Genomic DNA, 25,969 nt, shown 5'->3' with positions numbered 1-25,969 from the left:
CGTCGTCCGCTCTTATCGGATGAGGAACGAGAACTGGTCTATGTTCTTCAAAGCCACGCCCGTGCCTTTGGCCACAGCATGCAGGGGATCGTCGGCAATGCGGAAGGGGATACCTATCTTGTCGGTCAACCGTTTGTCCAAGCCTCTCAGCAGGGCACCGCCACCGGCCAGCCAGATACCGTTGCGCACGATGTCGGCATAGAGTTCGGGGGGGGTATGCTCGAGGGCGTTGAGTACGGCAGCCTCGATTTTCGAAATCGACTTTTCGATACAGTGGGCAATCTCCTGATACGAAACGGGTACCTCCATCGGCAGGGCCGTCATGCGGTTGGGACCGTGCACCACGTAATCTTCGGGGGGATTGTCGAGCTCGGTCAGAGCCGAACCGACGTTGATCTTGATCATCTCGGCCGTACGCTCGCCCACCTTCACATTGTGCTGGCGACCCATGTACTCCTGAATATCGCTCGTCAGGTCGTCGCCGGCTACCCGTATCGAGTTGTTCGACACGATACCGCCCAGCGAAATCACGGCGATTTCGGTCGTACCGCCACCTATATCTACAATCATGTTGCCCTCGGGAGCCAACACGTCGAGACCGATACCGATGGCGGCAGCCATAGGCTCGTAAATCATGTAGACGTCGCGGCCGCCGGCATGCTCCGACGAGTCGCGCACGGCACGAATCTCGACTTCGGTACTACCCGAAGGGATACCTATCACCATACGCAGCGAGGGCGAAAACCAGTGGCTCTTCGAGCTTACCATCTTCACCATGCCGCGAATCATCTGCTCGGCAGCGTAGAAGTCGGCAATCACACCGTCGCGCAAGGGGCGTATCGTGCGTATGTTCTCATGAGTCTTTTCATACATCAAACGAGCTTTTTCCCCGACTGCCAGCAGCTTGTCGGTACGCTTGTCCAACGCAACCACCGACGGCTCATCGACCACAATCTTGTCGTTGTGGATAATCACCGTATTGGCCGTACCCAAGTCGATGGCTATCTCCTGCGTGAAAGAAAACAATCCCATATTGACTATTCTTTTTTAATGTTTAATATTAGTGTTTGAAGTGCCGTATGCCGGTCATCACCATAGCCATGCCGTTCTTGTTGCAATAGTCGACCGACTCGTTGTCGCGAATCGAACCGCCCGGTTGTATCACGGCATTTACCCCGGCCTCGTGGGCTATCTCCACACAGTCGGCAAAGGGGAAGAAGGCATCGGATGCCATCACGGCTCCCTGCAAATCGAAGTGGAACGAACGGGCCTTCTCGATGGCCTGACGCAGGGCGTCGACACGCGAGGTCTGACCGATACCGCTGGCGCAGAGCTGACGGTTCTTGGCCAGTACGATGGCGTTCGATTTGCTATGTTTTACAATCTTGTTGGCAAACAGCAGGTCTTCGACTTCGGCAGGAGTTACCGCCTTGTCGGTTACCTGGCGCAGCTCCTCGGGTTTCTCGCGATAGAGGTCGCGGTCTTGTACCAGCACGCCGTTGAGCAGCGAGCGGAACTGACGGGCAGGAGCCTGGAAGGGTTTCTGCACGAGCACGATGCGGTTTTTCTTCTGCTCCAGAATGGCGAGGGCCTCGGGGTCGTAAGCCGGAGCGATGCACACCTCGAAGAAGATTTTGTGCATCTCCTCGGCCGTAGCCTTGTCGACCGGACGGTTGGTGATGAGCACACCGCCGAAAGCCGATACGGGGTCGCCGGCCAGGGCATCTTTCCAAGCCTCGAGCAGCGTGTCGCGCGAGGCCAGACCGCAGGCGTTGTTGTGTTTCAGAATGGCGAAGGTGGTCTCGTCAAATTCCGAAATCAGCGAAACGGCTGCATCGATGTCGAGCAGGTTGTTGTACGAAATCTCCTTGCCGTGGAGTTGCTCGAACATCTCGTCGAAGTTGCCATAGAATACACCCTTCTGGTGGGGATTCTCGCCGTAGCGCAGCACCTTGGCGTGGTTGCCGGCATAGCGGAAGGCCGAGCCTTCGCCACCGTCGAAGTAGTTGAAGATGGCGCTGTCGTAGCCCGACGACACAGCGAATGCCTCTTTGGCAAACCAGCGGCGGTCTTCGAGCGAGGTGTTGGCACCCTTCTCTTTCAGCAGCGAGAGCAGCGGGGCATATTGGGCTTTCGAAGCCACGATGACTACATCCTTGTAATTCTTGGCAGCGGCCCGGATGAGCGAGATACCGCCTATATCTATCTTCTCGATGATGGCGCTCTCGTCGGCACCCGAAGCTACCGTCTCTTCAAACGGATAGAGGTCGACGATTACCAGATCGATCGAAGGTATTTCGTATTGAGCGATTTGCTGTTGGTCGGTTTCATTCTCCCGACGGTTGAGGATTCCGCCGAACACTTTGGGGTGAAGGGTCTTTACCCGACCGCCCAGAATAGAGGGATAACCGGTCAGGTCCTCGACTGCACCGCAAGGGATTCCCAGCGATTCGATAAACGACTGCGTGCCGCCGGTCGAGATAAATTCTACTCCTTCGGCATGTAAGAGTTTCAAAATTTCGTCTAAGCCATCTTTATGAAAAACCGAGACAAGAGCTGTTTTAATTTTCTTATTTTCAAGCATAAAGCATTACACCATATAAATTTGCCACAAAAATACAAAAATATATAGGTTTTGCCTTGCATAATCGGCGAAAGTTTTTCATCAAGAGCCAAATCTTTTTATAGGACTCTCTTTTAACAAGGTTATCGCCTACGAATATCGAACAAAAGGGGAGGCGCGCTCGTTATCCTTTCTCAAAAAAACATACTCTTTAACCCGAAAAAAGAGAACGATTATGAAAAAACTAAGTCTATTTCTGGCGCTGCTGGCCTGTGCGGTTTCCGTCGTCGGGGCACAAGAGCGTACCATCACCGGCCAGGTTATCTTTGCCGACGACAACGAACCCATCATCGGGGCCACCATACTCGTACCGGGTACCTCGATAGGCACCAGTACCGACCTCGACGGCAACTTTACCCTCCGGGTTCCCGACTCGGCCCGCGAGGTGACCGTCTCGTACGTGGGCATGGCTACCCGGCAGGTTCCCATTGCCGACCGCATGGAGATCGTACTCGAGAATGCCGACCACAAAATCGACGAGGTGGTAGTCACCGCCCTGGGTATGAAGCGCGACCGCAAGGGGCTGGGCTATGCCGCCCAGGACCTGAAAGGCAACGAACTGAACAAGGCGGGTACCACCGGCCTCTCCGACGCCATGCATGGCAAACTGTCGGGCGTGGAGATTGTACCCTCGAGCGGTATGCCGGGGGCCTCGTCGCAAGTGGTCATCCGGGGAGCCCGCTCCTTTACCGGCAACAACACCCCGCTCTATGTGGTCGACGGCATGCCCATCCAGTCGACCCCCGACTTCTCGACCGGCCAGAGCGTGAGCGGCACCGACATTGCCGACCGCTCCATCGACATCGACCCCAACGACATCGAGAGCATCAACGTGCTCAAGGGGCAGGCGGCGGCCGCCCTCTACGGCATCCGGGCCTCGAACGGTGTGGTGGTCATCACCACCAAGAGCGGGCGCGGGCTCTCGATCGGGCGACCTCACGTCACCTTCACCACCAACCTCAGTGCCGAGACGCTGTCGCGCCGCCCGCAGGTGCAGAAGCAGTGGGCCCAAGGCTATTACAGCGACTCGCAGCAGGCCCAACGGTTCGACCCCACCTCGTCGATGAGCTGGGGCCCCCGCATCGATGCTCTGCCCGACGACCCCACCTATGGCGGCAACGTGGCCACGGCCTTGAACAACTACGACACCTCGGGGACCCAAGGCCTCTACTATGTGCCCCAGCTGGCCCAGGCGGGCGAAAATCCCTGGGTAGCCCCCGACGTCTACGACAACATCGGCGACTTCTTCCGCACGGGGGTCACCTTCAACACCTCGCTCAACATCAGCCAGCGGTTCGAGAAGGGTAACTACTCGTTCGGTATCGGCACCGCCCAACAGGACGGCGTGATTCCCTCGACCGGCCTCACCCGCTACTCGGTGCGGGGCATGGCCGAGGTCAACCTTAGCGAAGAGTGGAAGACCGGCTTCTCGGCCAACTTCGTGCGCAACAACATCGACAAGGCCCCCACCGCCAACAGCGGCGTGCTGGGTGCCGTCTACGGCGCACCGCCCAGCTACAACCTGCGGGGCATTCCCTACGCGCTGCCCGAAGACCCCTATACCCAAATCAACTACCGCTCGCTCACCTTCAACAACCCCTACTGGGCCACGCGGCACAACTCGTTCAACGAGAACACGCACCGCTTCTTCGGCAACACCTTTGTCGAGTATACCCCCCGGATTGACTGGAGCAGCGACAAAAAACTCTCGACCCGCTGGCAAATCGGTATCGACGCCTACACCTCGCGCTACAAAAACATCTACGAATACGGTTCGCAGGGGCAGGCCGGCAGCATCGAGTCGAACGGCGTGACCAACGTCATCTTCAACTCGCTCTTTACCGTCAACTACGAGATGAACATCACCGACGACTGGCACCTCACGGCCATGGTGGGCAACGAAATCAACCAGGAAAACAAAGCCTTTTACGAAGACTACGGCCAGAGCTTCAACTTCGGCGGCAACCCCACGATACAGAACACCGCGATACAGAGCGCATCGACCTCGGTACTGCGGGCCCGCACGGTGGGATTCTTCGGCAACGCCACCCTCTCGTGGCGCGACCAGGCCTACCTCAACGTCACCGGCCGTGAAGATGTGGTGTCGACCATGCCCCGCGGCCACCGCGCCTTCTTCTACCCCTCGGTGTCGGTAGCCTATGTGCTCACCGAACTGGAACCTCTGCGGGGAAACCCCGTCCTCACCTTTGCCAAGGTGCGGGGCTCGTTTGCCCAGGTAGGGCAGGCCGGCCGCTACTACAACAACTACTACGTCACCCCCAGCTATACCGGCGGCTTCTGGAGCAATCCGCCCATACTCTACCCCCTCAACGGCATTACCGCTTATGTGCCTTATGCCGAGCTGTACGACCCCGACCTGACGCCACAGAACACCAACTCGTTCGAAGCGGGATTCGACCTGCGGCTCTTCCACAACCGGCTTGCCGCCAGCTACACCTTCTCGCGGCAGAACATCAAGAACCAGATATTCCCCGTGCCGCTGGCCGGTTCGACCGGCGCCGCCCAATACGTGACCAACGGCGGTAAGATACACACCGACGCCCACGAGATAGAGCTGAACGGCGAGATTTACTCCACGGCCGACATCACCTGGGACCTGGGGGTCAACTTCACCGTCATCCGCAACCGGGTCGACGAGCTGGCTCCTGGTGTGACCAACATCTTCCTCGGCGGCTTCGTCACGCCGCAGGTCCGGGCCGGTGTGGGCGACTACTACCCGGTCATCTACGGTACCGCCTTCAAGCGCGACAGCCAGGGCCGCATCCTGGTTGACGAAGACCCCAACAGCGCTACCTACGGCATGCCCATGGCTTCGGGCAACCCGCAGGTCATCGGGCAGTGCGCCCCCGATTTCACGATGGGCATCAACACCTCGTTCCGCTACAAGCGGCTTTCGCTCTCGGCCACCTTCTCATGGCGGCACGGCGGCGACATGTATTCGGGCACCAACGGCCTGATGGACCTCTACGGCATCAGCAAGAAGACCGAAGAGCGCACCACCCCCTTCGTCTATCCCGGCTATAAGGCCGACGGCACCCCCAACGACATCGTGCGGGGCGGAGCCGACGATGCCGGAGCCTACGAGACCCTCTATGCCGACGTGCTGGGAAACATCGACGAGTCGTACATCTACGACGCTTCGTTCTTCAAACTGCGCGACCTCACCGTCAAATACCAGTTCCCCCGCGTCGGAATATTCGACATCTCGCTCTTTGCCTTTGCCCGCAACGTGCTGCTGTGGGCCAAGATGCCCAACCTCGACCCCGAGTCGTCGCAGGGCAACAACAACATGAGCGGTACCTTCGAGCGATTCTCCCTGCCCCAGACCTCGAGCTACGGAGGGGGACTCACTGTAACTTTCTAACCTTCAAACACGACATGGATATGAAAAAGCTCATCTATATCTTCTGCGCCGCCAGCCTGCTCACCGCCTGTACCGACGACGTGATGGACCGCCTCAACCGCAACGAAAACGACCCCGAAGAGGTGCCGGCCCGCTACCTCCTCACCGATGCCGAAACGGCTTCGGCCGTCAGTGTCGTTTCGGGCGACTTCGCCTTCTATACGGCTGTTTACATGGAACAGCAGGCGGGCATCTTCAACCAGATGTACAACGCCGAGATGCGTCTCGCCGAGGTCTACTCGGCCGCTACCTTCAACAACGCCTGGAATGCCACCTACCGCAACCTGCTCGCCCTCAGGATTATCCGCGAACGCTGCGCAGCCGGCGGTGCCGAGGCGGGCTCGAACCATCTGCTGGGTATGGCTCAGGTGCTCACGGCGCTGAACCTGGCTACCCTCACCGACCTCATGGGCGATATTCCTTGGAGCGAAGCCCTGCAGCCCGGTGCCGTTTACCAACCGAAGCTCGACAGTCAGGAGTCCATCTACCAGGATGTCTTCGACCTGCTCGACGAGGCTATCGACAACCTGCGGAAAGAGGACCTGGCTACCCTCACTCCGGTGGGGACGCAAGACCTCATCTACGGCTCGCTCGATGCCGACCGACAGACCGAACTCTGGATCAAGGCGGCCTACGGTCTGAAGGCCCGCTATGCCCTCCGCCTCTCCTTCCGCGAACCACGCTACGACCAGGTAATCGACTATGCCGACAGCTCCTTTGTCTCATCCGACGAACAACTGGCCTACCCCTACGACGGCAGCTCGTCGATCAACCCCTTCTATGCCTTCTACCTGAACCGACGCTACTTCGGGGCCAGCGAGAGCCTGCACCAGAAGCTCGTCGAGCGGAACGACCCGCGCGAAAGCCTCTTCTTCAAAGCCTATCCCGGTACCGGCCAACTGGTGTTCGCCCACAACGGTGCGCCCGAGCAACGGCAGGGCTACTACGGCATATCGGGCCTGCTCTCGCCTACACGCCCCACCCTGCTGCTCAGCTATCACGAGTTGCAGTTTGTCAAGGCCGAGGCACAAACCCGGCTGGGCCAGACCGGCGATGCCATCGGCTCGCTCTACAACGCCGTGGTGGCCGCCTTTGCCCAGGTGGGTCTCTCGGCCAGTGAGGCCGACGACTATTTCCAGAATGTCGTCCTGCCCCGCTTCGAGGCCGACCCCCTCGGCGAAATCATCAACCAGAAGTATCTGGCCTGCTACGAGGGCGAGGTGCTGGAGACCTACCACGACTACCGGCGCCTCCTGGCCATGGGCGAGAGTGACCTCCTGCCGCTCGCCAATCCCCTGCCCTTCCCGCTGCGGCTCCCCTACGGCAACAGCGACGTGGTGAGCAACGACCATGTGGCCCAGGCCTACGGCAACGGCGACTACGTCACCACCGAACCGGTGTGGTGGGCCGGAGGCAGCCGATAGCGAATCGAACAAAGTCTGTCATTGTCAACCTTTCAAAAGCAGCCGGCTCCGCTTCCGGGGAAATCTCCCCGGGGGCGGAGCCGGTCGTTTATCCTATCGCGGTTATCCTCGAGACAAGCCGCGGCATTTATCGGTTCTTGCGCATGGTATAGCGGCTGATGCCCAGGCTCTCATAGCTGCGGCGCAGCTCCTCGTCGTTATCCGAGATGACCAGCAGCCGATCGCCCGACTCGAGCTGAGTATGCCCTTTAGGTACGAAATATTGCGTGCCCCGCTTCACCATCACCACCAGCGTATTGTCGGGCAGCGAGAGGTTCAGCAGCTTGTTGCCGCCCGCCAACGCCTCCTCGGTCAGCTCTATCTCACTCATGGCCGACTTGATTTCATCGGGCAGCGCCACGTTGAAAATCTCCTTCTCCTCGCTCTTGCCAATCAGTCCCAGCCAACGGGCCATGGCACTCACGGTGGTGCCCTGCACCAGCAGCGAGACGATAGTCACGAAAAAGACCACGTTGAAAATCATGCGGGCATTGGGTATCTCGGCCGACATGAGCGGATAGGTGGCAAAGATGATGGGCACGGCTCCCCGCAATCCCACCCACGACACATAGAAGCGGGCCCGGGTCGTGAACTTGCGGAAAGGCAGCAGACTCACAAAGACCGAGAGCGGACGCGAAACCACTATCATAAAGAGGGCGACCAGCAGACTCACACCGGCCACGGCGGGCAGCTCCGAGGGGTTGACCAGCAACCCCAGCGTGAGGAACATCACAATCTGGAACAGCCAGGTAAAACCGTCGAAAAAGGTGGTGAGACTACGCTTGTGCACCAACTTGCGGTTGCCCACCACCAACCCGGCGATATAGACAGCCAGATAACCGTTGCCCTGCAACAGGTTGGTAAAGGCAAAGACAAAGAAGACACAGGCCAGCAGCAACACGGGATAGAGCGACTCGTTGGGCACGTCGATGCGGTTGATCACCCACACGATGGCATACCCCAGCGCGAAACCCAATGCCGCCCCTACAACCAGTTGCAACACCAGCAGCAGAATGGCATCGCCCCAGTCGACCGTACCGATTTCGATAATCTGGATAAGCAGCAGGGTGAGCATATAGGCCATGGGGTCGTTACTGCCGCTCTCCAACTCGAGCGTGGGGCGCAGCCGCTCTTTCAGCGAAATGCCCTTCGACCGCAGAATCGAAAAGACCGAAGCCGAGTCGGTCGACGACATCACGGCCGCCAGCAACATCGACTCGAGCAGCCCCAGCTGGAAATCGCCGGGCAGGAAATCGGAGAGCGAATAGATGAAAAGTCCCGTGATGACCGTCGTCATCAGCACCCCCAGCGTGGCCAGCGTCACACCCGGGGCCAGTACCGGCTTTATCTCGCGATACGAGGTATCCATACCGCCCGAAAACAGGATGATACACAGGGCCACCGTACCGATAAACTGGGCCGCCGGCGCACTGTCGAAGTGGATGCCGAACCCGTCGGAGCCGGCCAACATGCCCACCCCCAGAAACAGCAACAGGGCAGGCACTCCGAACCGGGCACCGGTTTTACCTACAAGCACACTCAGGAACAACAAAACGGCTCCTACCAACAAAACATTTTCGGGACTGATAACCATAAAACTCTCTTTTCGAAAAAACGGATCAAAGATAAATGATAGTGAAAGTCGAGAGCAAGAGCAAAGGGAATCGCAGTTTTTACTTTGACTATGCCGAGCCGCATCCTCTCTTCGTGGTACAAAGATAAATAAAAAGCGCGAGACCTACAACACCACACCCTCCGGCGGGGAGATAAAAGCGCCCCTTTTCTCCTTGAACAAAAGATTTTGAGAAGTGTTTAATAGACAATCATTTTAACCACACGTCAAATATGAAAAAATCGGATATAGGTCTCGTGGGACTGGCCGTCATGGGCGAGAACCTGGCCATCAACCTCGAGTCGAAAGGCTACCGGGTGTCGCTCTACAACCGGCTGCACCCCCACACGCCGCAGGTCGTCGACCGCTTTCTGGCCAGCCAGGGCGAGGCGAAACGGTTTTACCCCACCTATTCGCTGGCCGAGCTGGTGGAGTCGCTCGAGAGGCCGCGCAAAATTCTGTTGATGATTCGGGCCGGCGAACCGGTCGACGAGACCCTCGCCGCCCTGCTCCCGCTGCTGTCGCGGGGCGACATCGTCATCGACGGCGGCAACTCCGACTATCGCGACACCCGACGTCGGCAACAGACGCTGCGCGAGAAGGGTATCTACCTGGTAGGATGCGGCATCTCGGGTGGCGAAGAGGGAGCCTTGCACGGCCCCTCGATCATGCCGGGCGGCGACGAAGCGGTGGCCGGCGAGGTGCTGCCGCTGTTGCAGGCTATCGCTGCCCGACTCGACGACGGTACCCCCTGCTGTGCCTGGACAGGCCCCGACGGCTCGGGACACTTTGTCAAGACGGTACACAACGGCATCGAATACGGCGACATGCAACTCATCGCCGAGACCTACTCGCTGCTGCGCATCAAACTGAAAAACGACCACGAGGCGATGGCCGACACCTTCGAGGCGTGGAACAGAGGGGTGCTGGAGAGCTACCTCATCGGCATTACCGCCCCCATCCTGCGCTATCGGGAGGAGGACGGCGGCTATCTGATAGACCGCATTGCCGACCGGGCCCGCCAGAAAGGCACCGGCAAATGGAGCGTCGAAGCGGCCCTCGACAGCGCCACCCCGCTCTCCGTCACCACCCAGTCGGTCTTTGCCCGCTTCCTCTCCGACCGGGCGCAAGAGCGCACCCGGGCACACAGGCTCTACCCCGACATCGACCCGGCTCCCCTCCTCGACCTCGATGTCGACGACCTGCACCATGCCCTCTACGCCGCCAAAATCATGGCCTATGCCCAGGGGTTCGACCTGCTCTACCAGACCTCCGTGCAGTACGACTGGCACCTCAACCTCTCGACCCTGGCCACCATCTGGCGCAAGGGGTGCATCATCCAATCGCGTTTTCTCCGCGAGATTGCCACCGTATACCGGCAGGCCGGCCACTACGAACCGCTGCTCTTCAACCCCTACTTCCGCGAGAAGATAAGCCTCTGCCTCCCCTCCTGGCGCCGAGTGGTGGGGGCGGCACTCTCGGCCGGAGTAGCCCTGCCGGCTCTGACGGCAGCACTTACGGCCTTCGACGGCTGGCGGTGTGCCAAGTCGCCCGCCAACCTCATACAGGCCCAGCGCGACTACTTCGGGGCCCATCTCTACGAACGGGTCGATGCCCCCGAGGGGGTACTTTTCCACACCGACTGGCTCCGCCGCGAGCCGACCCACACGCCCCAATCTACCCAACCCGATTAACGAAACAACCGCTATGAACAAAATACCCGACAGTCAGATTCTGGTGATTTTCGGCGCCTCGGGCGACCTGACTCACCGCAAACTCATCCCCGCCCTCTTCGAGCTTTTCGAGCGAAAACTCCTCCCCGCGAAATTCCTCATCGTGGGGGTGGCCCGCACCCGGCAGAATACCGAGGAGTTCCGCCAGTCGCTCCTCGACTCGATGATTCAAAACCGCACCACCTATGCCATCGACAACCCGCACCTGACCGATTTCCTGCGCAGCGTCTACTACATCGTGTGCGACACCACCCGGGGCGAAGCCTACGAAGCGCTGTTCCGGGAGATTGAGCAACTGCGCAACGCCGCCGGCATCGACGACAACCTGCTTTTCTATCTGGCCACACCGCCGGTGATGTATCCGACAATCGCCTCCTCCATCGAGGCCCGGCACCAAAACCGGTCGGCCGAGGGGTGGCGACGCATCATCATCGAGAAGCCCTACGGCAGCAACGAGGCCGAGGCCCGCGCGCTCGACCGGCTGCTCTGCGCCATCTTCCCCGAGCGCGAAATCTACCGCATCGACCACTTTCTGGGAAAGGAGACGGTGCAGAACATTCTGGTGCTGCGCTTTGCCAACAGCATTTGGGAACCGCTGTGGAACCGCAACTACATCGACCACATCGAAATCACGGCTACCGAGACGCTGGGGGTAGAGCAACGCGGTCTCTACTACGATTCGGCCGGAGCCCTGCGCGACATGGTGCAGAGCCATCTGCTGCAAATCATGGCCTTCATCGCCATGGAGCCGCCCGCCACCTTCGAGCCCGAGGCCATTCGCGACGAAATAGCCAAGGTGTTCCGTTCGCTGCGGCCGCTCTCGCCCGACGACATCGCCCGCCACACCCTGCGGGGGCAATATGCGACCGGCACCGTCGACGGTCAAAAGGTACCCGCCTACCGCGACGAACCCCGTGTCGACCCGCAATCGACCACCGAGACCTTCGCAGCCCTCAAGCTCTACATCGACAACTGGCGCTGGGCCGACGTGCCCATCTACATCTACACCGGCAAACGGCTGGCCGAGAAGCGGTCGGAGGTGGTCATCCACTTCCGCAACACGCCCCGCACCTTCTTCCCGGGGCAGTGCTGCGGCAACTCGTGCAACCAGCTGGTCATCACCCTGCAACCCGACGAGAGCATCCGCCTGCGCTTCGGGCTGAAACAACCCGGCACCAACTTCGAGGTGAGCCAGGTGAGCATGGACTTCTTCTACTCGTCGCTTATCGAGACCCGCCTGCCCGGCGCCTACGAACGGCTGCTGCTCGACGCCATGCGAGGCGACTCGCTGCTCTACTCGCGCAGCGACGCCCTGGAGCTGAGCTGGCACTTCCTGGCTCCGCTGCTCGAGAGCTGGGAGCGCGACGGAGACGAAGGCCTCATCGCCTACCCCGCCGGCTGCAAAATACCCCGCGAGGTGGTCGACCGCATCCTGCCCGATCCCTGTCTGCTCGAAGAAAATGCCTGTACCCTTTGTAATACCCGTCGCCCATGAACTCGACCCCCGTACAATTCTACCCCGATGCCGCCAAATCGCTCATCGCCCTCACCGAAGCTCTGCTCGTCTCGGTAGCGGCCCGCACCCGCAAACCCTTCTACCTGGCCCTCTCGGGCGGCGAGACGGCACAGCAGCTCTTTGCGTTGTGGCGCAGCCGCTACAACGACCCCGTGCGCTGGAAAAACGTGCACTTCTTTTGGGTAGACGAGCGGTGTGTGTCGCCCGACAGCGAGGAGAGTAATTTCTATTGGGCCAATCACCTGTTTTTCACCCCCGTAGGAATACCACCCGAACACATCCACCGCATCCGGGGCGAGGAGCCTCCCGCCCGGGAGGCCGAACGATATGCCCGCCTCATTGCCGGGCTTCTGCCCGACCACGAGGGGGTACCACGGTTCGACTGCACCCTGCTGGGCATCGGCGAAGACGAGCATGTGGCCTCGATATTCGGCAACGACACCGACCTGCTACGCTCGGACGACCTCTATGCCGTATCGCAACAACCCGTCACCGGACAATACCGGGTGACGCAGACCGGCGAGGTGATACTCGCCTCCCGCGAAATACTCATTGCATTGGTTGGGGAACGGAAAAAAGAGCTGCTGCACCGGCTGGTTACCCGCCAGGAACCCACGGTGACACCCGCCACCTACATACTCTCGCACACGTCGCGGGCCACTATCTTCACCGAGATCGAACTACACAGCCGGGAACTGTCACTTTAACAGGTCGGGGCGCAGACGACGCGTGCGCTCGAGCGACTGTTCGTGTTTCCACTCATCGATTTTGCGCTGATGCCCCGAAAGCAGCACATCGGGCACACGCCACCCCTTGTACTCGGCCGGGCGCGTATAGACCGGCGGGGCCAGCAGGTTGTCCTGGAACGAATCGGAGAGGGCCGACTGCTCGTCGCCGATGGCTCCGGGGATAAGCCGCACGATGGCATCGCACATGATGGCCGCCGCCAACTCGCCGCCGGTGAGCACATAGTCGCCTATCGAAATCTCTTTGGTGATGAAGTGCTCGCGTATGCGGTAGTCGATGCCCTTGTAGTGGCCGCACAGAATAATGAGGTTGCCCGCCATCGAGAGGCTGTTGGCCATGGGCTGGTCGAACTGTTCGCCGTCGGGGGTGGTGAAAATCACCTCGTCGTACTCCCGCTCGCTCTTCAACTGGGTGATGGCCCGGTCTACCGGCTCGATCTGCATCACCATACCGGCCTCGCCCCCAAAGGGATAATCGTCGACCTTGCGGTGCTTGTCGAGCGAATAGTCCCGCAGGTTGTGGACCACAATCTCGACCAGTTTCTTATCTTGCGCCCGCTTCAGAATGGAGTAGTTCAACGGGCTCTGCAACAATTCGGGCAGTACGGTGATAATATCGATGCGCATCATAACACTCACAATTTGTCTGCAAAGGTAGCCTTTTCCCCCGGTTTCGCAAACTCGGGAAGGGCAATCTCGCACCCGATGCAATCAAGCCATATTTCTTACAACAACTTTTTGAGATCCTCTACATCGGGCAGAGCCTTTCTCAACCGTTCGGGCATATCCGATGCCGTTTTATAGGTAGCAACTCCCATAGGCTTATCGTAATCCCGAATCGCATATTCGGCATACGCTTTATCGGCACTTTTGCATAGCACGATACCTATCGAAGGATTTTCATTCGGCTTACGCACAAAATCGTCCAATACCCGCAAATACATGTTTAACTGACCGAGATACGCCGTTTTGAATGGCCCTGTCTTCAGTTCAACAGCCACCAAAGCCGAAAGTTCCCGATTAAAAAAGAGCAAATCTATCACATGCGTATGGCCCAACGCTTCGACCTGAAACTGATTTCCCACAAAAGCAAAGTCCCGACCAAAGGTCATAATGAAATTCTTGATATTCTGAACAATCTTATTCTCTACAACTCTTTCATCTATATCCTCAATGTCTCGAGCGCCGAGCTCTTCCACATTGATAAAATCAAGCAGATACTCATCTTTGAACGTCATTACGGCCCTGCGAGCCAATTCGGCCGTCGGTAACTTTTCCATAAAGTTGTTGGCCAACGCACCTTGCTTGTGATAAACATCCTCACGTATTAACCGTTTTAATGAATCGACACTCAGGTATTCTCGAGCACTTAGCTTTATGTAGAAATAACGCTCTTCAATGGACTTAACTTGCGACAAGATGGCTATATGATGAGTAAAACCGATTTTGAAAAATTCCTCTACCGGAAAATCTTTGAAGTTCGGCAGTTGTAATTGCCGAATTTCTGCGGAACTGTCATCCTCTGTACAACCTTCCTCTGGTAAATCGGCAGTTACAACTGCCGATTTAGAATCCAATGATTGCCACTCTTCATAAAACGTGCGCATATTCTTCAAATTACGTTCCGAAAAGCCCCGGAGCCCAGGCAGCTCCATCTGCAATCTATTACTGATAAATGCAATAGCCCCTGTCCCCCAATATTCCTTACGAGAATTTTGAGAAATATAACGGCCAATATCATAATACAAAACCAACTGCTCCCTATTCACGAGCTTGGCAGCCCGATATTGGCTCTGCAATATGGCAATTTTAATCGCTCGAACGGCTTCACCATATTTGGCCTCAGACAATTTATTCATTTCCATACCTGCTTGCACGCCCTCAAAAAATTCGATTTACACTCTTTTCATTCCCCCAACGGAGGTTACAAATATATCATTTATATACGATTCGACCACTATCTGTTCTTATTTATTCTTCCCTATTTCGAGCTATTCGCTTGAACATGATTTATATCTCGAAAAAAAGCGCTACCTTTGCGCCCTGAAAAACAGGTAAAAGATGATTACGGTAAACAACTTAGGTATTCAATTTGGTAAAAGAGTTCTTTTCCAAGACGTTAATTTGAAGTTCACCCCGGGCAACTGCTACGGCATTATCGGAGCCAACGGCGCCGGGAAATCGACCCTTATGCGCATCTTGAGCAACCAGCTCGAGCCCACGCACGGCACCGTCACCCTGGGGCCGGGCGAACGACTTTCGGTCTTGAGTCAGGACCACTTTGCTTTCGACGAGTTTACCGTCATCAATACCGTGCTGATGGGCCACACCGTGCTGTGGGACATCATGCAGGAGAAGGATGCCCTCTATGCCAAACCCGACTTCAGCGATGCCGACGGCATCCGCGCCGCCGAGCTTGAAGAGAAGTTTGCCGAGCTCGAGGGGTGGAACGCCGAGAGCGACGCCGCTACCCTGCTGAGCGGCCTGGGCATCAAGGAAGACAAGCACTACATGCTGATGAAGGACTTGAGCGGTAAGGAGAAGGTGCGCGTGCTGCTGGCCAAGGCCCTCTTCGGCCACCCCGACAACCTGCTGCTCGACGAGCCTACCAACGACCTCGACCTCGAGACGGTGATGTGGCTCGAAAACTACCTCGCCAACTTCGAGAACACCGTGCTGGTGGTGTCGCACGACCGTCACTTCCTCGACTCGGTCTGCACCCACACGGTCGACATCGACTTCGGCAAGGTGCAACTCTTTGCCGGTAACTACAGTTTCTGGTACGAGTCGAGCCAGTTGGCCCTGCGTCAGCAACAGCAACAGAACAAGAAGGCCGAGGAGAAGCGCAAGGAGCTGCTCGAGTTTATCCAGCGGTTCAGCGCCAACGTGGCCAAATCGAAACAGACCACCAGTCGCAAGAAGATGCTCGAGAAACTTACCATCGAGGAGATTCAACCCTCGTCGCGCCGCTACCCGGGCATCATCTTCACCCCCTCGCGCGAGCCGGGCAACAAGATTCTCGAGGTGAAAGGGCTCGAAAAGTCGATCGAGGGCACGCTGCTCTTCAAGGATGTGAACTTCTCGATCGAGAAGGACGACAAGGTGGCCTTCATCTCGCACGACCCGCGTGCCATGACTGCCCTCTTCGAGATTATCAACGGCGAGATGAAACCCGATGCCGGCACCTACGAGTGGGGACAGACCATCACCACGGCCTACCTGCCGCTCGACAACAGCTCGTTTTTCAACACCGACATGAATCTGATCGACTGGCTGGCCCAGTTCTCCGAAGACACCAGCGAGCTCTACCTCAAAGGCTTCCTGGGCCGCATGCTCTTCTCGGGCGAGGAGCTGCTCAAGAAGGCTTCGGTCCTCTCGGGTGGTGAGAAGATGCGCTGCATGATTGCCCGCATGATGCTCAAGAATGCCAACACCATGATACTCGACTCGCCCACCAACCACCTCGACCTCGAGTCGATACAGGCCTTCAACAACACGTTGCAGAGCTTCAAGGGCAACGTGCTGCTCTCGTCGCACGACCACGAGTTCATCCAGACGGTCTGCAACCGCATCATCGAGCTCACCCCCGGCGGCATCATCGACAAGATGATGGACTACGACGACTACATCACCGACGAAAAGGTGCAGGCCGCCCGCGAACGATTGTACAACTTATAAACAAGATATTCGGTTATGGTAAAACACATTGTCACTTTCAAACTCACCGGCACACCCGAGGAACGCAAAGAGGTGGCCACCCGATTCAAAAACGCCCTGCTCGAATTGCCCGCCGTTATCGACGTGCTCCGCAGCATCGAAGTGGGTATCAACGAGAATCCCGCCGAGAACTGGGACGTAGTGCTCACCGCTACCGTCGACTGCATGGCCGACGTGGAAACCTATGCCAAACACCCGGCTCATGTAGCTGCCGCCGGCCTGCTGGCCGGTCACAAGGCCGACCGCGCCTGCGTCGACTACACCTGCTAACCCGGCCGGAAACGACATAAAAAAACGAGAGCGGAAAATCGGGGAAACCCGGTCTTTCGCTCTCGTCGTATTTCATACGACCCACCTCTGGGTGGGGAGCCTCAAACTTTTCTAAAAATCAGGCAACCGCAGTTGCCAGTTTTTGTTGCAACAGGGCTGTTAACTCCTGGCACATGGCGCCATTTCCGATGGCACGATACTTCGCTATCTGATACCGAAGCATCTCTACTGTCATTTGTTCTTTCATCATAATTCAGCCTTTTGTGTTCTCCACCCGTTGTGGGGAACGATTTATTCTTTACTCTTTTTACAAGGACAAAGATAATACCATTTCCGAGAAAAACATGTTGTACAACATAAAAAATATGTTGCTTTTTTATGTATTTTATATTTCACGCTCAATTAACCCTCGACCTATACAACTATTAACAAAATAAATTTCAATAGTTTATCCCCGAATCGGCAAAGATTTTATCAGCCCGCCATTTTTTTATACTTTTGTACTGACAGAAAAGCTGCCAACCAACCGAAAGGAGAAACCATGCCCGTAAAGATTCCCGCATCGCTGCCGGCTGTCGAGATACTCAAAGCCGAAAACATTTTCGTCATGGACGACCTGCGTGCCTCCACGCAGGACATTCGCCCGCTCAGGCTACTCATTCTCAACCTGATGCCGTTGAAGATCGTCACCGAGACCGACCTGCTGCGGCTCATCTCGAACACCCCGCTGCAAATCGAGCTCGACCTGATGAACGTCTCGGGCCACATCTCGCACAACACCCCCGTCGAGCATATCGACACCTTTTACAAGGATTTCAGCGAGATACGCACCCACAACTACGACGGCATGATCATCACCGGCGCACCGGTCGAACGGCTCGACTTCGAGAAGGTTGACTACTGGAACCAGCTGACCGAGATTTTCGACTGGGCCCGTACCCACGTCACCTCCACACTCTACATCTGCTGGGCGGCGCTGGCGGGGCTCTACCACTTCTACGGCATACCCAAGCATGCACTGCCCCACAAGCTGTTCGGCGTGTTCACCCACCACAAACACGACGAGAAGAATCCCATCTTCCGCGGCTTCGACGACCGCTTCGAGGTGCCTCACAGCCGCTACTCCGAGGTGCGCCGCAGCGACATCGAGCGGAACCCCGAGCTCACCATCCTCTCCGAGTCGGAAGAGGCGGGGGTCTACATGGTCATGGCACGCGGCGGTCGCGAGTTCTTCATCACGGGCCACTCCGAATACTCGGCCCTCACGCTCGACATCGAGTACCGGCGCGACCGGGCCAAGGGGCTCGACATCGCCCTGCCCCGCAACTACTACCCCGGCGACAACCCCGACAGCCCGCCCGTGGTCACCTGGCGGGGACACGCCAATCTGCTCTTTACCAACTGGCTCAACTACTTTGTATATCAACAAACTCCTTATAATCTGAACGATATTCGATGACAAACGCTCGCCGCATAGAACTGTTGGCTCCCGCCAAAAATGCAGAGATAGGGAAAGAGGCCATCCTCCACGGGGCCGATGCCGTCTACATAGGTGCACCCCGGTTCGGAGCCCGTGCCGCGGCCGGCAACAGCCTCGACGACCTGGCCGGGCTCGTCGACTTTGCCCACCGTTTCGATGCCCGCATCTACATCACTTTCAACACCTTGCTCTACGACCACGAACTGGCCGAGGCCGAACGGCTCATCCGCCAGCTCTACCACATCGGGGTCGATGCCCTCATCGTGCAGGACATGGGCATCACCCGGCTCGACATTCCGCCCATTGCCCTGCATGCCAGCACGCAGACCGACAACCGCACCCCCGAGAAGGTGCAGTTTCTCGAACGGTGCGGATTCTCGCAGGTGGTACTGGCCCGGGAGCTCTCGCTCGACGAGATACGAGCCATCAGCGCTACGGTGCAGGTTCCGCTCGAGGTATTTGTACACGGGGCCCTCTGTGTAAGTTACAGCGGGCAGTGCTACCTGAGCCAGGCCCTGTGCGGCCGCAGTGCCAATCGGGGCGAGTGTGCCCAGTATTGCCGGTTGCCCTACACGCTCGTCGACGGCCGCGGCCACATCGTAGCCCGCGACAAGCACCTGCTCTCGCTGCGCGACCTCAATCAGAGCGACCGCCTCGAAGAGTTGCTCGATGCCGGCGTCACCTCGCTCAAGATCGAGGGACGGCTCAAGGAGATGGCCTACGTGAAAAACTGCACCGCCTACTACCGGCAGACGCTCGACCGCATCTTCGAGCGGCGGCCCGAGTACCGCCGCTCCTCGACCGGCAGCTCGATTATCGACTTTACCCCCCGGCTCGAAAAGAGTTTCAACCGGGGCTTTACCCACTACTTTCTCGACGGACGCACCGCCGCCCCCATCGCCTCGCCCGACACCCCCAAGTCGCTGGGCGAACGTGTAGGCCAGGTAAAACAGACCGACCGCAACTCGTTTGTCGTGGCCGGGACCACCTCGTTGCACAACGGCGACGGGCTCTGCTTCGTCAACAGCCGGGGCGAGTTCGAAGGAGTACGGGTCAACCGGGCCGAAGGGAACCGCATCTACCCCGCCTCGCGCATCGACATCGCACCCCGCACGGTACTCTATCGCAACCTCGATTTCGAATTTGAGAAACAGCTTGCCCGCCCCACGGCCGACCGCCGCATCGGGGTAACCATGCGACTCTATACCGTGCCCGACGGTTTTGCCCTCACCCTCACCGACGAGAACGGACTCTCGGTGACCGTACGCGAAGAGGCGCAGCACCAACCGGCCCGCACCCCGCAGCAGGAGACGCAACAGAAACAACTGGGCAAACTGGGCACCTCCGTCTACACTGCCACACGCATCGACATCGCCCTCGACGAGAGCCTCTTCATCCCCGCCTCTACCCTGTCGAAACTGCGGCAACGGGGCGTCGAATGGCTCGACCGCGCCCGCCGCATCGCCTGCCGACCCGAACGCCGTCGGCCCGAGGAGCTCACGGCCCGATTCCCGCAAAACGCCATCAACTACCTGGGCAACGTGTCGAACCACCTGGCCGAGCAGTTCTACCGCGACCACGGCGTCACGAGCATAGCACCCGCTTTCGAGACGAAACCCGTCGAAGGGGTACCCCTCATGTTCACGCGCCACTGCATCCGCTACATGCTGGGATATTGCAGGAAGACTCCCGCCGGCAAGGAGTTGCCCGAACCGCTCACCCTGCTCTACAAGGGCGAACGACTGGCCCTGCACTTCGACTGCCAGGCGTGCCAGATGACCATACAGCGAGAGGCAAAATAGGTATTCGCCCCTGCTCGAACCCAGACAACCGCCTCATAATAAACCATATATAACACGGCAGCTTGTCTCATCCAGAGACAGGCCGTCGTGCTTTCCTCCTTTTTCAGATTTTTTACCACATGCCCACTTTCATCTTTAGCCCAGACTTAATATTATAAAAACACAATCTATCGGGATAAAGTCTTTTTTTATCAGCCAGAAATTCATATCTTTGTAAAAATCTTCTTACCACCATCAAGAACACACTTCTATGAAAAAACAGTTTTTGACTTTTTTGTCGTTGATTTTGGCATTTGCCGCATCGGCTCAAAACCTGCGCGAAACGGTGGCCATCGTACGCCCCAAACTCAGTGAAACCACACAAACCTTCCTGGCCGACTTCAGCAAATCGCTTCGCGGCGACGGGTTCCATGCGGCAGCCGACGTACTCCAGAACTACGGGAAGGGCTCGTTCGGTACCGGTTTTGCCTACCGCGACAAACACAACAACCGGTTGTACATCATCACTAACCGCCACGTGGTGGAACAGGCCGACCGGGTCGACATCGAGTTTTCACTGCCCGACAACAGCACCAAGCGATTCGACGCGTGCCCGGTAGTAGGCGTACACGACGACTTCGACCTGGCCTTTATCGCCCTACCCGAAGGAGCCAACGTGCCTGCCCTCGAGACTACCGACCAGAGCATAACCGACGGCACAACCGTATTCACGGCCGGCTTCCCGGCCTTGGAAGACCGCCCCTCGTGGCAGTTCGGACAAGGCATCGTGTCGAATGCCAATGCCCTCATCAAGTCGTTGACCAACAGCAAAGAGCTCCCCTTGATACAACACACGGCGCAGGTCGATGCCGGTAGCTCGGGCGGGCCACTGCTCATCCGTGACGAACAGGCTGCCACCGGTTACGCCGTGATTGGTATCAACACCTGGAAAGCCGCCGGCCGCGAAAACACCAACTTCGCCATACCGGCACGTGCCATCGACGACCTGCTGCAAAACTACCCGAGCAATACCCAGCTCCTGCTCACCCGCGACGAGGTTTCGAAACGGGCCACCGGGATGCTCCGGGCCGCCCAATCGTCCTACCAGGCCATGATGCCCTTCGTTTCGTATCAATATGTATCGAACATCTCGGCCGACACCTTCTACGACCTGGTCATCGCCGCCTCCGACGCCGCGACCGACGCCATGGAATCGTGCTTCGAGCAAGGGAGTCCGCTCGAAGGTATCCGCATCGGACTGGCCGACATCATCTGCCGCCAGTTCTCAGGCAAGAATTACACCTTCTCTACGGTAGCCGGCCTCGATACCCTCGCCCGGAAGGCCGAGGTGGTCTACACCGCAGGCAACAAAAGCATCTCTACCCAATGGATGATGGAGCAGGGGCGCTGGCGGCTGGTCGATGCCGAGAATGTGAAGGCCAGCAACATCGAGCCCAACGGCATCTCCAAGAGCTACGGCTTCGGTACGTCGGTCTATCTGGGCCTCATCTCCCCGCTTAACAACGCATTCGACCTGTCATACAGCCTGGCCTTCAAGCGTACCATACTCACCTTCGTAACCTACGAGATTACGGGGTCGCTCCTGAAAATCAACACCGAGAAGACGGAGTGGGAAGATTTGAACGAAGTGATCAAACCCGGTACCCAGAATGTATTCGACATCGATTTCAACCTGGGCGGACAACTGCCCGTCAAGTGCGGTCCCATCTACCTCGTACCCTACGCCAAGGTGCTGGGCGGTCTCTATCTCGGCTCCGACCTGACCGGCATCGACTACGGATTCGGCGCCGGTGTAGAGGTAGCCTACAAGTTCGGGTATCAAAACTACGTATTCATCAACCTGGGCTATCTGGGCAAGAAGATGAAACCGTTTGACGACCAGGAATACCGCATGAAGTCGAAGACTCTTTCGGGTCTGGCCTGCTCGATAGGTATCAGTTTTTAACGAATCACATACACCAAAATAGATAGAAACATGAAAAAGATTTTATGGCTATGTCCGCTGTTGCTGCTGATGCTGGCAGTAATCGGCTGCGACGACAAGAGTAAAGACGACGACAAGAATCTGGGTGGCCAACTATCCGAAACGACTTGGGAGTCGGAGGTGGCCAACTATCCGTTTCTGGCCAACTTCCCGGCTTACGAGGGTGAACTGGACAACCACCGGTACAGCGAGACGATGGGAATGTTGCAATACATCATCATGGACTATGAGTGCGAAGAGTCGGTTAAAACCAACTATTGCGCCAAACTGGAGGCTGCCGGATTCGTAGACGAAGGCGGATATGGCATCTATAAAAAGACAACTGCCGAGTATGACCTGACGGCGAGCATCTCGTATGTGGGATCCACACTGGCCTTGAGTCTCAGCGCCAACCCAATACAATAATATAAACCTCACCCCATAAGACAGCCCGGCAGACCATGTGTCCGTCGGGCTGTTTTTTTATCTCTGTCTCCCCCGCTTCGGGGTGAGAGTCCTGTTTTCTGTCTAATCGTGCTCTTGCTCCAGAAACTCCACCAACTGCCGGTATAGCGGATTGCGGGACAGCAACGCGCTGTTGCCCAACACGAAGAGTTGGCACCGGGCCCGGGTGAGGGCCACATTCAGCTTGCGGTCGATGAGCTGGCCCGCCTCCTCGGTGTAGCTGGGCAGCCACTCGAGCTGCCGCTCGTCGTTCACCGAAAACGAGTAGACGATGCAATCGCTCTGCGACCCCTGGAACCGCTCAACCGTATCGATGCGTATCGCGTCGAATGCCGCCACCTGCAACCGGTCGAGCTCCTGACGGATACGGGCTATCTGGTGCCGGTACGGGGTGATGATACCGACCGACTGGCGACCGAACTCGAGTCCGTTGCGGCCATATAGCCGATAGAGGGCATGCACGATTTGGGCCACCTTGCGGGCCTCCTCGTCGTTGTATTTCTTGCCGGCATACACCGTAGCGGTGGGCAGGAAAGCCAATCGCCGCGTGGCCACGAGCTGCTCCCACTCATCGTCGCCCCTGCGGGTAAACGGCAGCGGCGAGACCTGATGGTCGGCCGTACCGTTGTGCAGCAGGCCGTGATAGAAATAGCGGTTGGCAAAGGAGGCAATGTCGGGGTGCATGCGCCACTGGCAATCGAGCATGTCGGCAAAGGGCGACCCCTCGGGCAACGAGCGGTAGAGGCGTTCGAAGAGCGACACCCGGCAATCGGTGAAGCCGGCGGCCCGCAAACGGCTGTCGGTGACGGCCGACTCCTCGGGCGGCTCCACCACGATGGCGGGTAGCTGCTTGTGGTCGCCGATGAGAATAAACTTGCCTATGGCATCGCGCCCCGTAGGCGTAGCGGCCGAGAGCACCCCCACAAGCTGGGGCTCGAGTATCTGCGAAGCCTCGTCGACGATGGCCACATCGAACCGCTTGAGGCTGAAGAGTTCGGTCTTGCTCGAGAGCGACGACAGCGTGGCCACGAAGATGCGGCACTCACCGATGGTACGGCTCACCTCCTCGCGGTTCCGGCACAACTTCATACGCTCCGATAAGAGGTGCGACCGATAGGCCGCATCGCACGAGAGGGTTTGCCCCACCCGTATGTAGTCGTCCACCTCGGCAATCGAGTCGAGTTTGTCGCAAATCTCGTCGACCGCCCGGTTGGTATAGGCCATCAGCAATATCTGGCAGTCGGGTATGGCCATGAACTCCCGCACCATGTGGCGCAGGGCCATCGAGGTCTTGCCCGTGCCCGGCGGCCCCACCAGCAGAAAGTAGTCGTCGGCCTGCACCGCCCGGGTGAGGATGCGCGCCAGGTGCGGATTGTCGTAATCGTAGGTCAGCCGGCGCAACTCGTTGCGCTGCGGCTTTTCGTTGGCATCGCCCGTGAGCAGCCCGCGCCGGTGCGGCGAGGCCCCCAGCAGCGTATAGAGGCCCTTGTACTGGGTAGTAAACGAGGAGTCGACATAGTCGTGCTCGATGGCATAGAGCGACTCGGCCGGCAGGGCCCCGGCAAAGAGCTGACTGTCGCGCAGCCGCAGCACGATGCGTTCGGGCGAAAGCGTGGCCACGGTCGCCTTGAATATCTGGCAGGTCGACACCTGGTCGGCCTCACCATCACATCGGTAGAAGAGCACAATATCGCCCTCCCTGAAATCGGGTAGCAACCGCTCGCCCGAGAGGGCAAACTCCACCTCGGGAGTCTCGGCCGCCGCATCGTTGCGCACCAGCCTCAACCCGGTGAACATATACCCCTCCTGCTCCTTCTCGCTGCGCGACATGCGCCACAGCGAAGCAGCCCCCGAGATGCCCGAACCCGAGGCATACCCCACCTTCGACAGGTAGTGCTCGCGCGCCACAAAGGCATAGAACCGGTAGAAATAACTCAGGGCCAGCAGATTGTCGGGACGGCGCTCGAGGCGGGCACGTCCCTGCTGAATCTCGGGGCGGATGTAGCGGTCGGTAAACCGGCTGGGAAAGGGAATCAGATTCTCCACACTCAACTGGCTGGTGAGCCACTCGGCCTGCGAGGCCCCGTAACGGGCCACATCGCGCTCGGCCGCCACAATCTTGTTACGCAGATTGACGAGGGCGCGCAGTTCGTCGGGCGTAGCCACCACCGGCCGCAACAACCCGTCGGGGTAACGGCTGCGGGCATAGAGCAGGTAGAACCGCTGCTCGTCGAGGCGCACCCCCAGCACACTCTGCATCATCAACTGGTAGAGCACCGACTGGGCCCGGTGCGGCGGGGCTATCTTCGTACAGTTCTCCTCGGGGAAGGGCGGACGCCCCGCCTTCAACTCGATGCCGCACAGCCCGCCCTCGCGCTGCAGAAAGTCGAGACGCCCCTGCAACCCCAGCGCCTCGCACACAAATGCAGGCTCGACCATGGCCCGCCGGCGGTCTATCGACTGGGCCGGCAACACATGCTCCATGAGTAGCTGCAACGTGTCGAACTGCTGGCGAAGGGTCTGGAAAAACGAGCGGTCTATCGACTGGGTAGCGGCAAATTCGGTAGGATAGCGGGCGAACAACTTGGGCATCAGCAACTCGAAGGTAACCGCCCGGCAATCGTCGGCCGTCACCAGCTCGTCGAACATCAGGTTCACCGAGTTACCCAGCAGTATCGAGTCGGTCACCGCCTTGGGCCGGATACGGTTCCAGAAGTAGCGTTGCCACCCCGCCCCATACTCCTGCACACACTCGGCCAGAGCACTCACATCGACCAGGTAGTCGGGCTCCAAAACCAGATAGTGCGGCAGCAGCGCATCGTCGACCACCGCCACATCGACCAGATTCAACCGCGAGCCCGGCTCGACCAGACGCAACGTCTCGTCAAACTCGCCGTTCACCCCGGCCCGGTGCACAAGCACCCGCATCTCGGCCGGCAGGTCCGGCTCGTCGAGGCGCACCCGCAACCCCTCCTCGCCTACCGCTATCACTTCGGCCCCGATGCGGCGCAACGGGTCAAATTCATACGCTTCTCTCTCGGGGTGATTCATCGCTATTCCTCGCTTTTCTCCCTACAAAAATACCCAATCGCCGCCAGCAGCCCAAATAAACGGGAAGGGATTTGTACAGAAAATTTCGAACGACAGCTTCACCA

18 protein-coding genes are annotated in these 25,969 nt (G+C 58.3%); 11 read left to right on the top strand and 7 right to left on the bottom strand.

Going from position 1 to position 25,969, the window contains the following annotated elements:
- Positions 1 to 12: 12 nt before the first annotated feature.
- Entirely contained in the window at positions 13 to 1,032 is a 1,020-nt protein-coding gene (locus Q1K76_RS00315) for a rod shape-determining protein (RefSeq protein ID WP_087408191.1), read from the bottom strand.
- 28 nt (positions 1,033 to 1,060) lie between these two features.
- Positions 1,061 to 2,584, bottom strand: a complete 1,524-nt coding sequence (gene purH / locus Q1K76_RS00310; protein ID WP_289540404.1) for a bifunctional phosphoribosylaminoimidazolecarboxamide formyltransferase/IMP cyclohydrolase — start codon at positions 2,582 to 2,584, stop codon at positions 1,061 to 1,063.
- A 211-nt stretch (positions 2,585 to 2,795) separates the two neighbouring features.
- Here purH and Q1K76_RS00305 point away from each other — a divergent pair, with 211 nt between their 5' ends.
- Together Q1K76_RS00305 and Q1K76_RS00300 are read left to right on the top strand one after the other, a co-directional pair.
- The gene (locus tag Q1K76_RS00305) at positions 2,796 to 6,008 is read left to right on the top strand and encodes a SusC/RagA family TonB-linked outer membrane protein (protein ID WP_300130387.1); all 3,213 of its coding nucleotides are present in this window, start codon (positions 2,796 to 2,798) and stop codon (positions 6,006 to 6,008) included.
- Between the two features lie 20 nt (positions 6,009 to 6,028).
- The gene (locus Q1K76_RS00300) at positions 6,029 to 7,471 is read left to right on the top strand and encodes a SusD/RagB family nutrient-binding outer membrane lipoprotein (protein ID WP_300130190.1); all 1,443 of its coding nucleotides are present in this window, start codon (positions 6,029 to 6,031) and stop codon (positions 7,469 to 7,471) included.
- A 127-nt stretch (positions 7,472 to 7,598) separates the two neighbouring features.
- On the opposite strand, the gene Q1K76_RS00295 is transcribed toward Q1K76_RS00300, so the two are convergent.
- Positions 7,599 to 9,104, bottom strand: a complete 1,506-nt coding sequence (locus tag Q1K76_RS00295; RefSeq protein ID WP_300130187.1) for a potassium/proton antiporter — start codon at positions 9,102 to 9,104, stop codon at positions 7,599 to 7,601.
- 251 nt (positions 9,105 to 9,355) lie between these two features.
- Between Q1K76_RS00295 and gnd the strand changes: the two genes are divergently transcribed.
- Genes gnd through pgl form a run of 3 tightly spaced genes read left to right on the top strand, consistent with a single transcriptional unit; the run spans position 9,356 to position 13,078 of the window.
- The gene (gene gnd, locus Q1K76_RS00290) at positions 9,356 to 10,816 is read left to right on the top strand and encodes a decarboxylating NADP(+)-dependent phosphogluconate dehydrogenase (RefSeq protein WP_298663371.1); all 1,461 of its coding nucleotides are present in this window, start codon (positions 9,356 to 9,358) and stop codon (positions 10,814 to 10,816) included.
- A gap of 13 nt (positions 10,817 to 10,829) precedes the next feature.
- A complete protein-coding gene (gene zwf / locus Q1K76_RS00285; RefSeq protein WP_300130185.1) occupies positions 10,830 to 12,350 on the top strand; it encodes a glucose-6-phosphate dehydrogenase in 1,521 nt (506 codons plus the stop codon).
- Entirely contained in the window at positions 12,347 to 13,078 is a 732-nt protein-coding gene (gene pgl, locus Q1K76_RS00280; RefSeq protein WP_258326573.1) for a 6-phosphogluconolactonase, read from the top strand. The genes zwf and pgl overlap by 4 nt, the downstream gene beginning before the upstream one ends.
- Here pgl and trmD read toward each other — a convergent pair.
- Entirely contained in the window at positions 13,070 to 13,744 is a 675-nt protein-coding gene (gene trmD, locus Q1K76_RS00275; protein WP_258326674.1) for a tRNA (guanosine(37)-N1)-methyltransferase TrmD, read from the bottom strand. The genes pgl and trmD overlap by 9 nt on opposite strands.
- A gap of 98 nt (positions 13,745 to 13,842) precedes the next feature.
- Positions 13,843 to 14,982: a PDDEXK nuclease domain-containing protein gene (locus Q1K76_RS00270; RefSeq protein WP_300130183.1), complete on the bottom strand. Its 1,140-nt coding sequence runs from the start codon at positions 14,980 to 14,982 to the stop codon at positions 13,843 to 13,845.
- 196 nt (positions 14,983 to 15,178) lie between these two features.
- On the opposite strand from Q1K76_RS00270, the gene Q1K76_RS00265 reads away from it, so the two are divergent.
- The gene (locus Q1K76_RS00265; RefSeq protein ID WP_087408200.1) at positions 15,179 to 16,795 is read left to right on the top strand and encodes an ATP-binding cassette domain-containing protein; all 1,617 of its coding nucleotides are present in this window, start codon (positions 15,179 to 15,181) and stop codon (positions 16,793 to 16,795) included.
- 15 nt (positions 16,796 to 16,810) lie between these two features.
- Positions 16,811 to 17,104, top strand: a complete 294-nt coding sequence (locus Q1K76_RS00260; protein ID WP_300130181.1) for a Dabb family protein — start codon at positions 16,811 to 16,813, stop codon at positions 17,102 to 17,104.
- Between the two features lie 118 nt (positions 17,105 to 17,222).
- Here the strand turns inward: Q1K76_RS00260 and Q1K76_RS00255 are convergent, their stop codons facing one another.
- On the bottom strand, positions 17,223 to 17,354 hold the full coding sequence (locus tag Q1K76_RS00255) for a hypothetical protein (protein WP_300130178.1): 132 nt from the start codon (positions 17,352 to 17,354) through the stop codon (positions 17,223 to 17,225).
- Between the two features lie 291 nt (positions 17,355 to 17,645).
- Between Q1K76_RS00255 and metA the strand changes: the two genes are divergently transcribed.
- The 4 genes from metA to Q1K76_RS00235 all read left to right on the top strand — a co-directional run bounded on the left by metA (position 17,646) and on the right by Q1K76_RS00235 (position 22,775).
- Positions 17,646 to 18,563: a homoserine O-succinyltransferase gene (gene metA / locus Q1K76_RS00250; RefSeq protein WP_300130176.1), complete on the top strand. Its 918-nt coding sequence runs from the start codon at positions 17,646 to 17,648 to the stop codon at positions 18,561 to 18,563.
- Positions 18,560 to 20,386 (top strand): U32 family peptidase, encoded by a 1,827-nt coding sequence (locus tag Q1K76_RS00245; protein WP_300130174.1) that lies wholly within the window; start codon positions 18,560 to 18,562, stop codon positions 20,384 to 20,386. The genes metA and Q1K76_RS00245 overlap by 4 nt, the downstream gene beginning before the upstream one ends.
- 250 nt (positions 20,387 to 20,636) lie before the next feature.
- Complete coding sequence (locus Q1K76_RS00240) at positions 20,637 to 22,331, top strand: serine protease (RefSeq protein ID WP_300130172.1); 1,695 nt, start codon at positions 20,637 to 20,639, stop codon at positions 22,329 to 22,331.
- A gap of 30 nt (positions 22,332 to 22,361) precedes the next feature.
- A complete protein-coding gene (locus Q1K76_RS00235; protein WP_298663365.1) occupies positions 22,362 to 22,775 on the top strand; it encodes a hypothetical protein in 414 nt (137 codons plus the stop codon).
- 102 nt (positions 22,776 to 22,877) lie between these two features.
- Here Q1K76_RS00235 and Q1K76_RS00230 read toward each other — a convergent pair whose 3' ends face one another.
- Positions 22,878 to 25,865, bottom strand: coding sequence for a DEAD/DEAH box helicase (locus Q1K76_RS00230; RefSeq protein WP_300130170.1), 2,988 nt, complete (start codon positions 25,863 to 25,865; stop codon positions 22,878 to 22,880).
- Positions 25,866 to 25,969 lie beyond the last annotated feature (104 nt).

It is taken from the genome of uncultured Barnesiella sp., from assembly GCF_946496565.1.
Taxonomy (GTDB): Bacteria; Bacteroidota; Bacteroidia; order Bacteroidales; family Barnesiellaceae; genus Barnesiella; species Barnesiella merdigallinarum.
This window is presented reverse-complemented; position numbering and strand designations above follow the sequence as displayed.

What these genes read in the sequence shown, in the direction of transcription:
- Q1K76_RS00230 (WP_300130170.1), bottom strand. Translation starts at nt 25,865, where the DNA reads ATGAATCACCCCGAGAGAGAAGCGTATGAATTTGACCCGTTGCGCCGC.
- Q1K76_RS00245 (WP_300130174.1), top strand. Translation starts at nt 18,560, where the DNA reads ATGACAAACGCTCGCCGCATAGAACTGTTGGCTCCCGCCAAAAATGCA.
- Q1K76_RS00240 (WP_300130172.1), top strand. Translation starts at nt 20,637, where the DNA reads ATGAAAAAACAGTTTTTGACTTTTTTGTCGTTGATTTTGGCATTTGCC.
- pgl (WP_258326573.1), top strand. Translation starts at nt 12,347, where the DNA reads ATGAACTCGACCCCCGTACAATTCTACCCCGATGCCGCCAAATCGCTC.
- Q1K76_RS00315 (WP_087408191.1), bottom strand. Translation starts at nt 1,032, where the DNA reads ATGGGATTGTTTTCTTTCACGCAGGAGATAGCCATCGACTTGGGTACG.
- gnd (WP_298663371.1), top strand. Translation starts at nt 9,356, where the DNA reads ATGAAAAAATCGGATATAGGTCTCGTGGGACTGGCCGTCATGGGCGAG.
- trmD (WP_258326674.1), bottom strand. Translation starts at nt 13,744, where the DNA reads ATGCGCATCGATATTATCACCGTACTGCCCGAATTGTTGCAGAGCCCG.
- zwf (WP_300130185.1), top strand. Translation starts at nt 10,830, where the DNA reads ATGAACAAAATACCCGACAGTCAGATTCTGGTGATTTTCGGCGCCTCG.
- Q1K76_RS00300 (WP_300130190.1), top strand. Translation starts at nt 6,029, where the DNA reads ATGAAAAAGCTCATCTATATCTTCTGCGCCGCCAGCCTGCTCACCGCC.
- Q1K76_RS00265 (WP_087408200.1), top strand. Translation starts at nt 15,179, where the DNA reads ATGATTACGGTAAACAACTTAGGTATTCAATTTGGTAAAAGAGTTCTT.
- purH (WP_289540404.1), bottom strand. Translation starts at nt 2,584, where the DNA reads ATGCTTGAAAATAAGAAAATTAAAACAGCTCTTGTCTCGGTTTTTCAT.
- metA (WP_300130176.1), top strand. Translation starts at nt 17,646, where the DNA reads ATGCCCGTAAAGATTCCCGCATCGCTGCCGGCTGTCGAGATACTCAAA.
- Q1K76_RS00235 (WP_298663365.1), top strand. Translation starts at nt 22,362, where the DNA reads ATGAAAAAGATTTTATGGCTATGTCCGCTGTTGCTGCTGATGCTGGCA.
- Q1K76_RS00260 (WP_300130181.1), top strand. Translation starts at nt 16,811, where the DNA reads ATGGTAAAACACATTGTCACTTTCAAACTCACCGGCACACCCGAGGAA.
- Q1K76_RS00295 (WP_300130187.1), bottom strand. Translation starts at nt 9,104, where the DNA reads ATGGTTATCAGTCCCGAAAATGTTTTGTTGGTAGGAGCCGTTTTGTTG.
- Q1K76_RS00255 (WP_300130178.1), bottom strand. Translation starts at nt 17,354, where the DNA reads ATGATGAAAGAACAAATGACAGTAGAGATGCTTCGGTATCAGATAGCG.
- Q1K76_RS00270 (WP_300130183.1), bottom strand. Translation starts at nt 14,982, where the DNA reads ATGGAAATGAATAAATTGTCTGAGGCCAAATATGGTGAAGCCGTTCGA.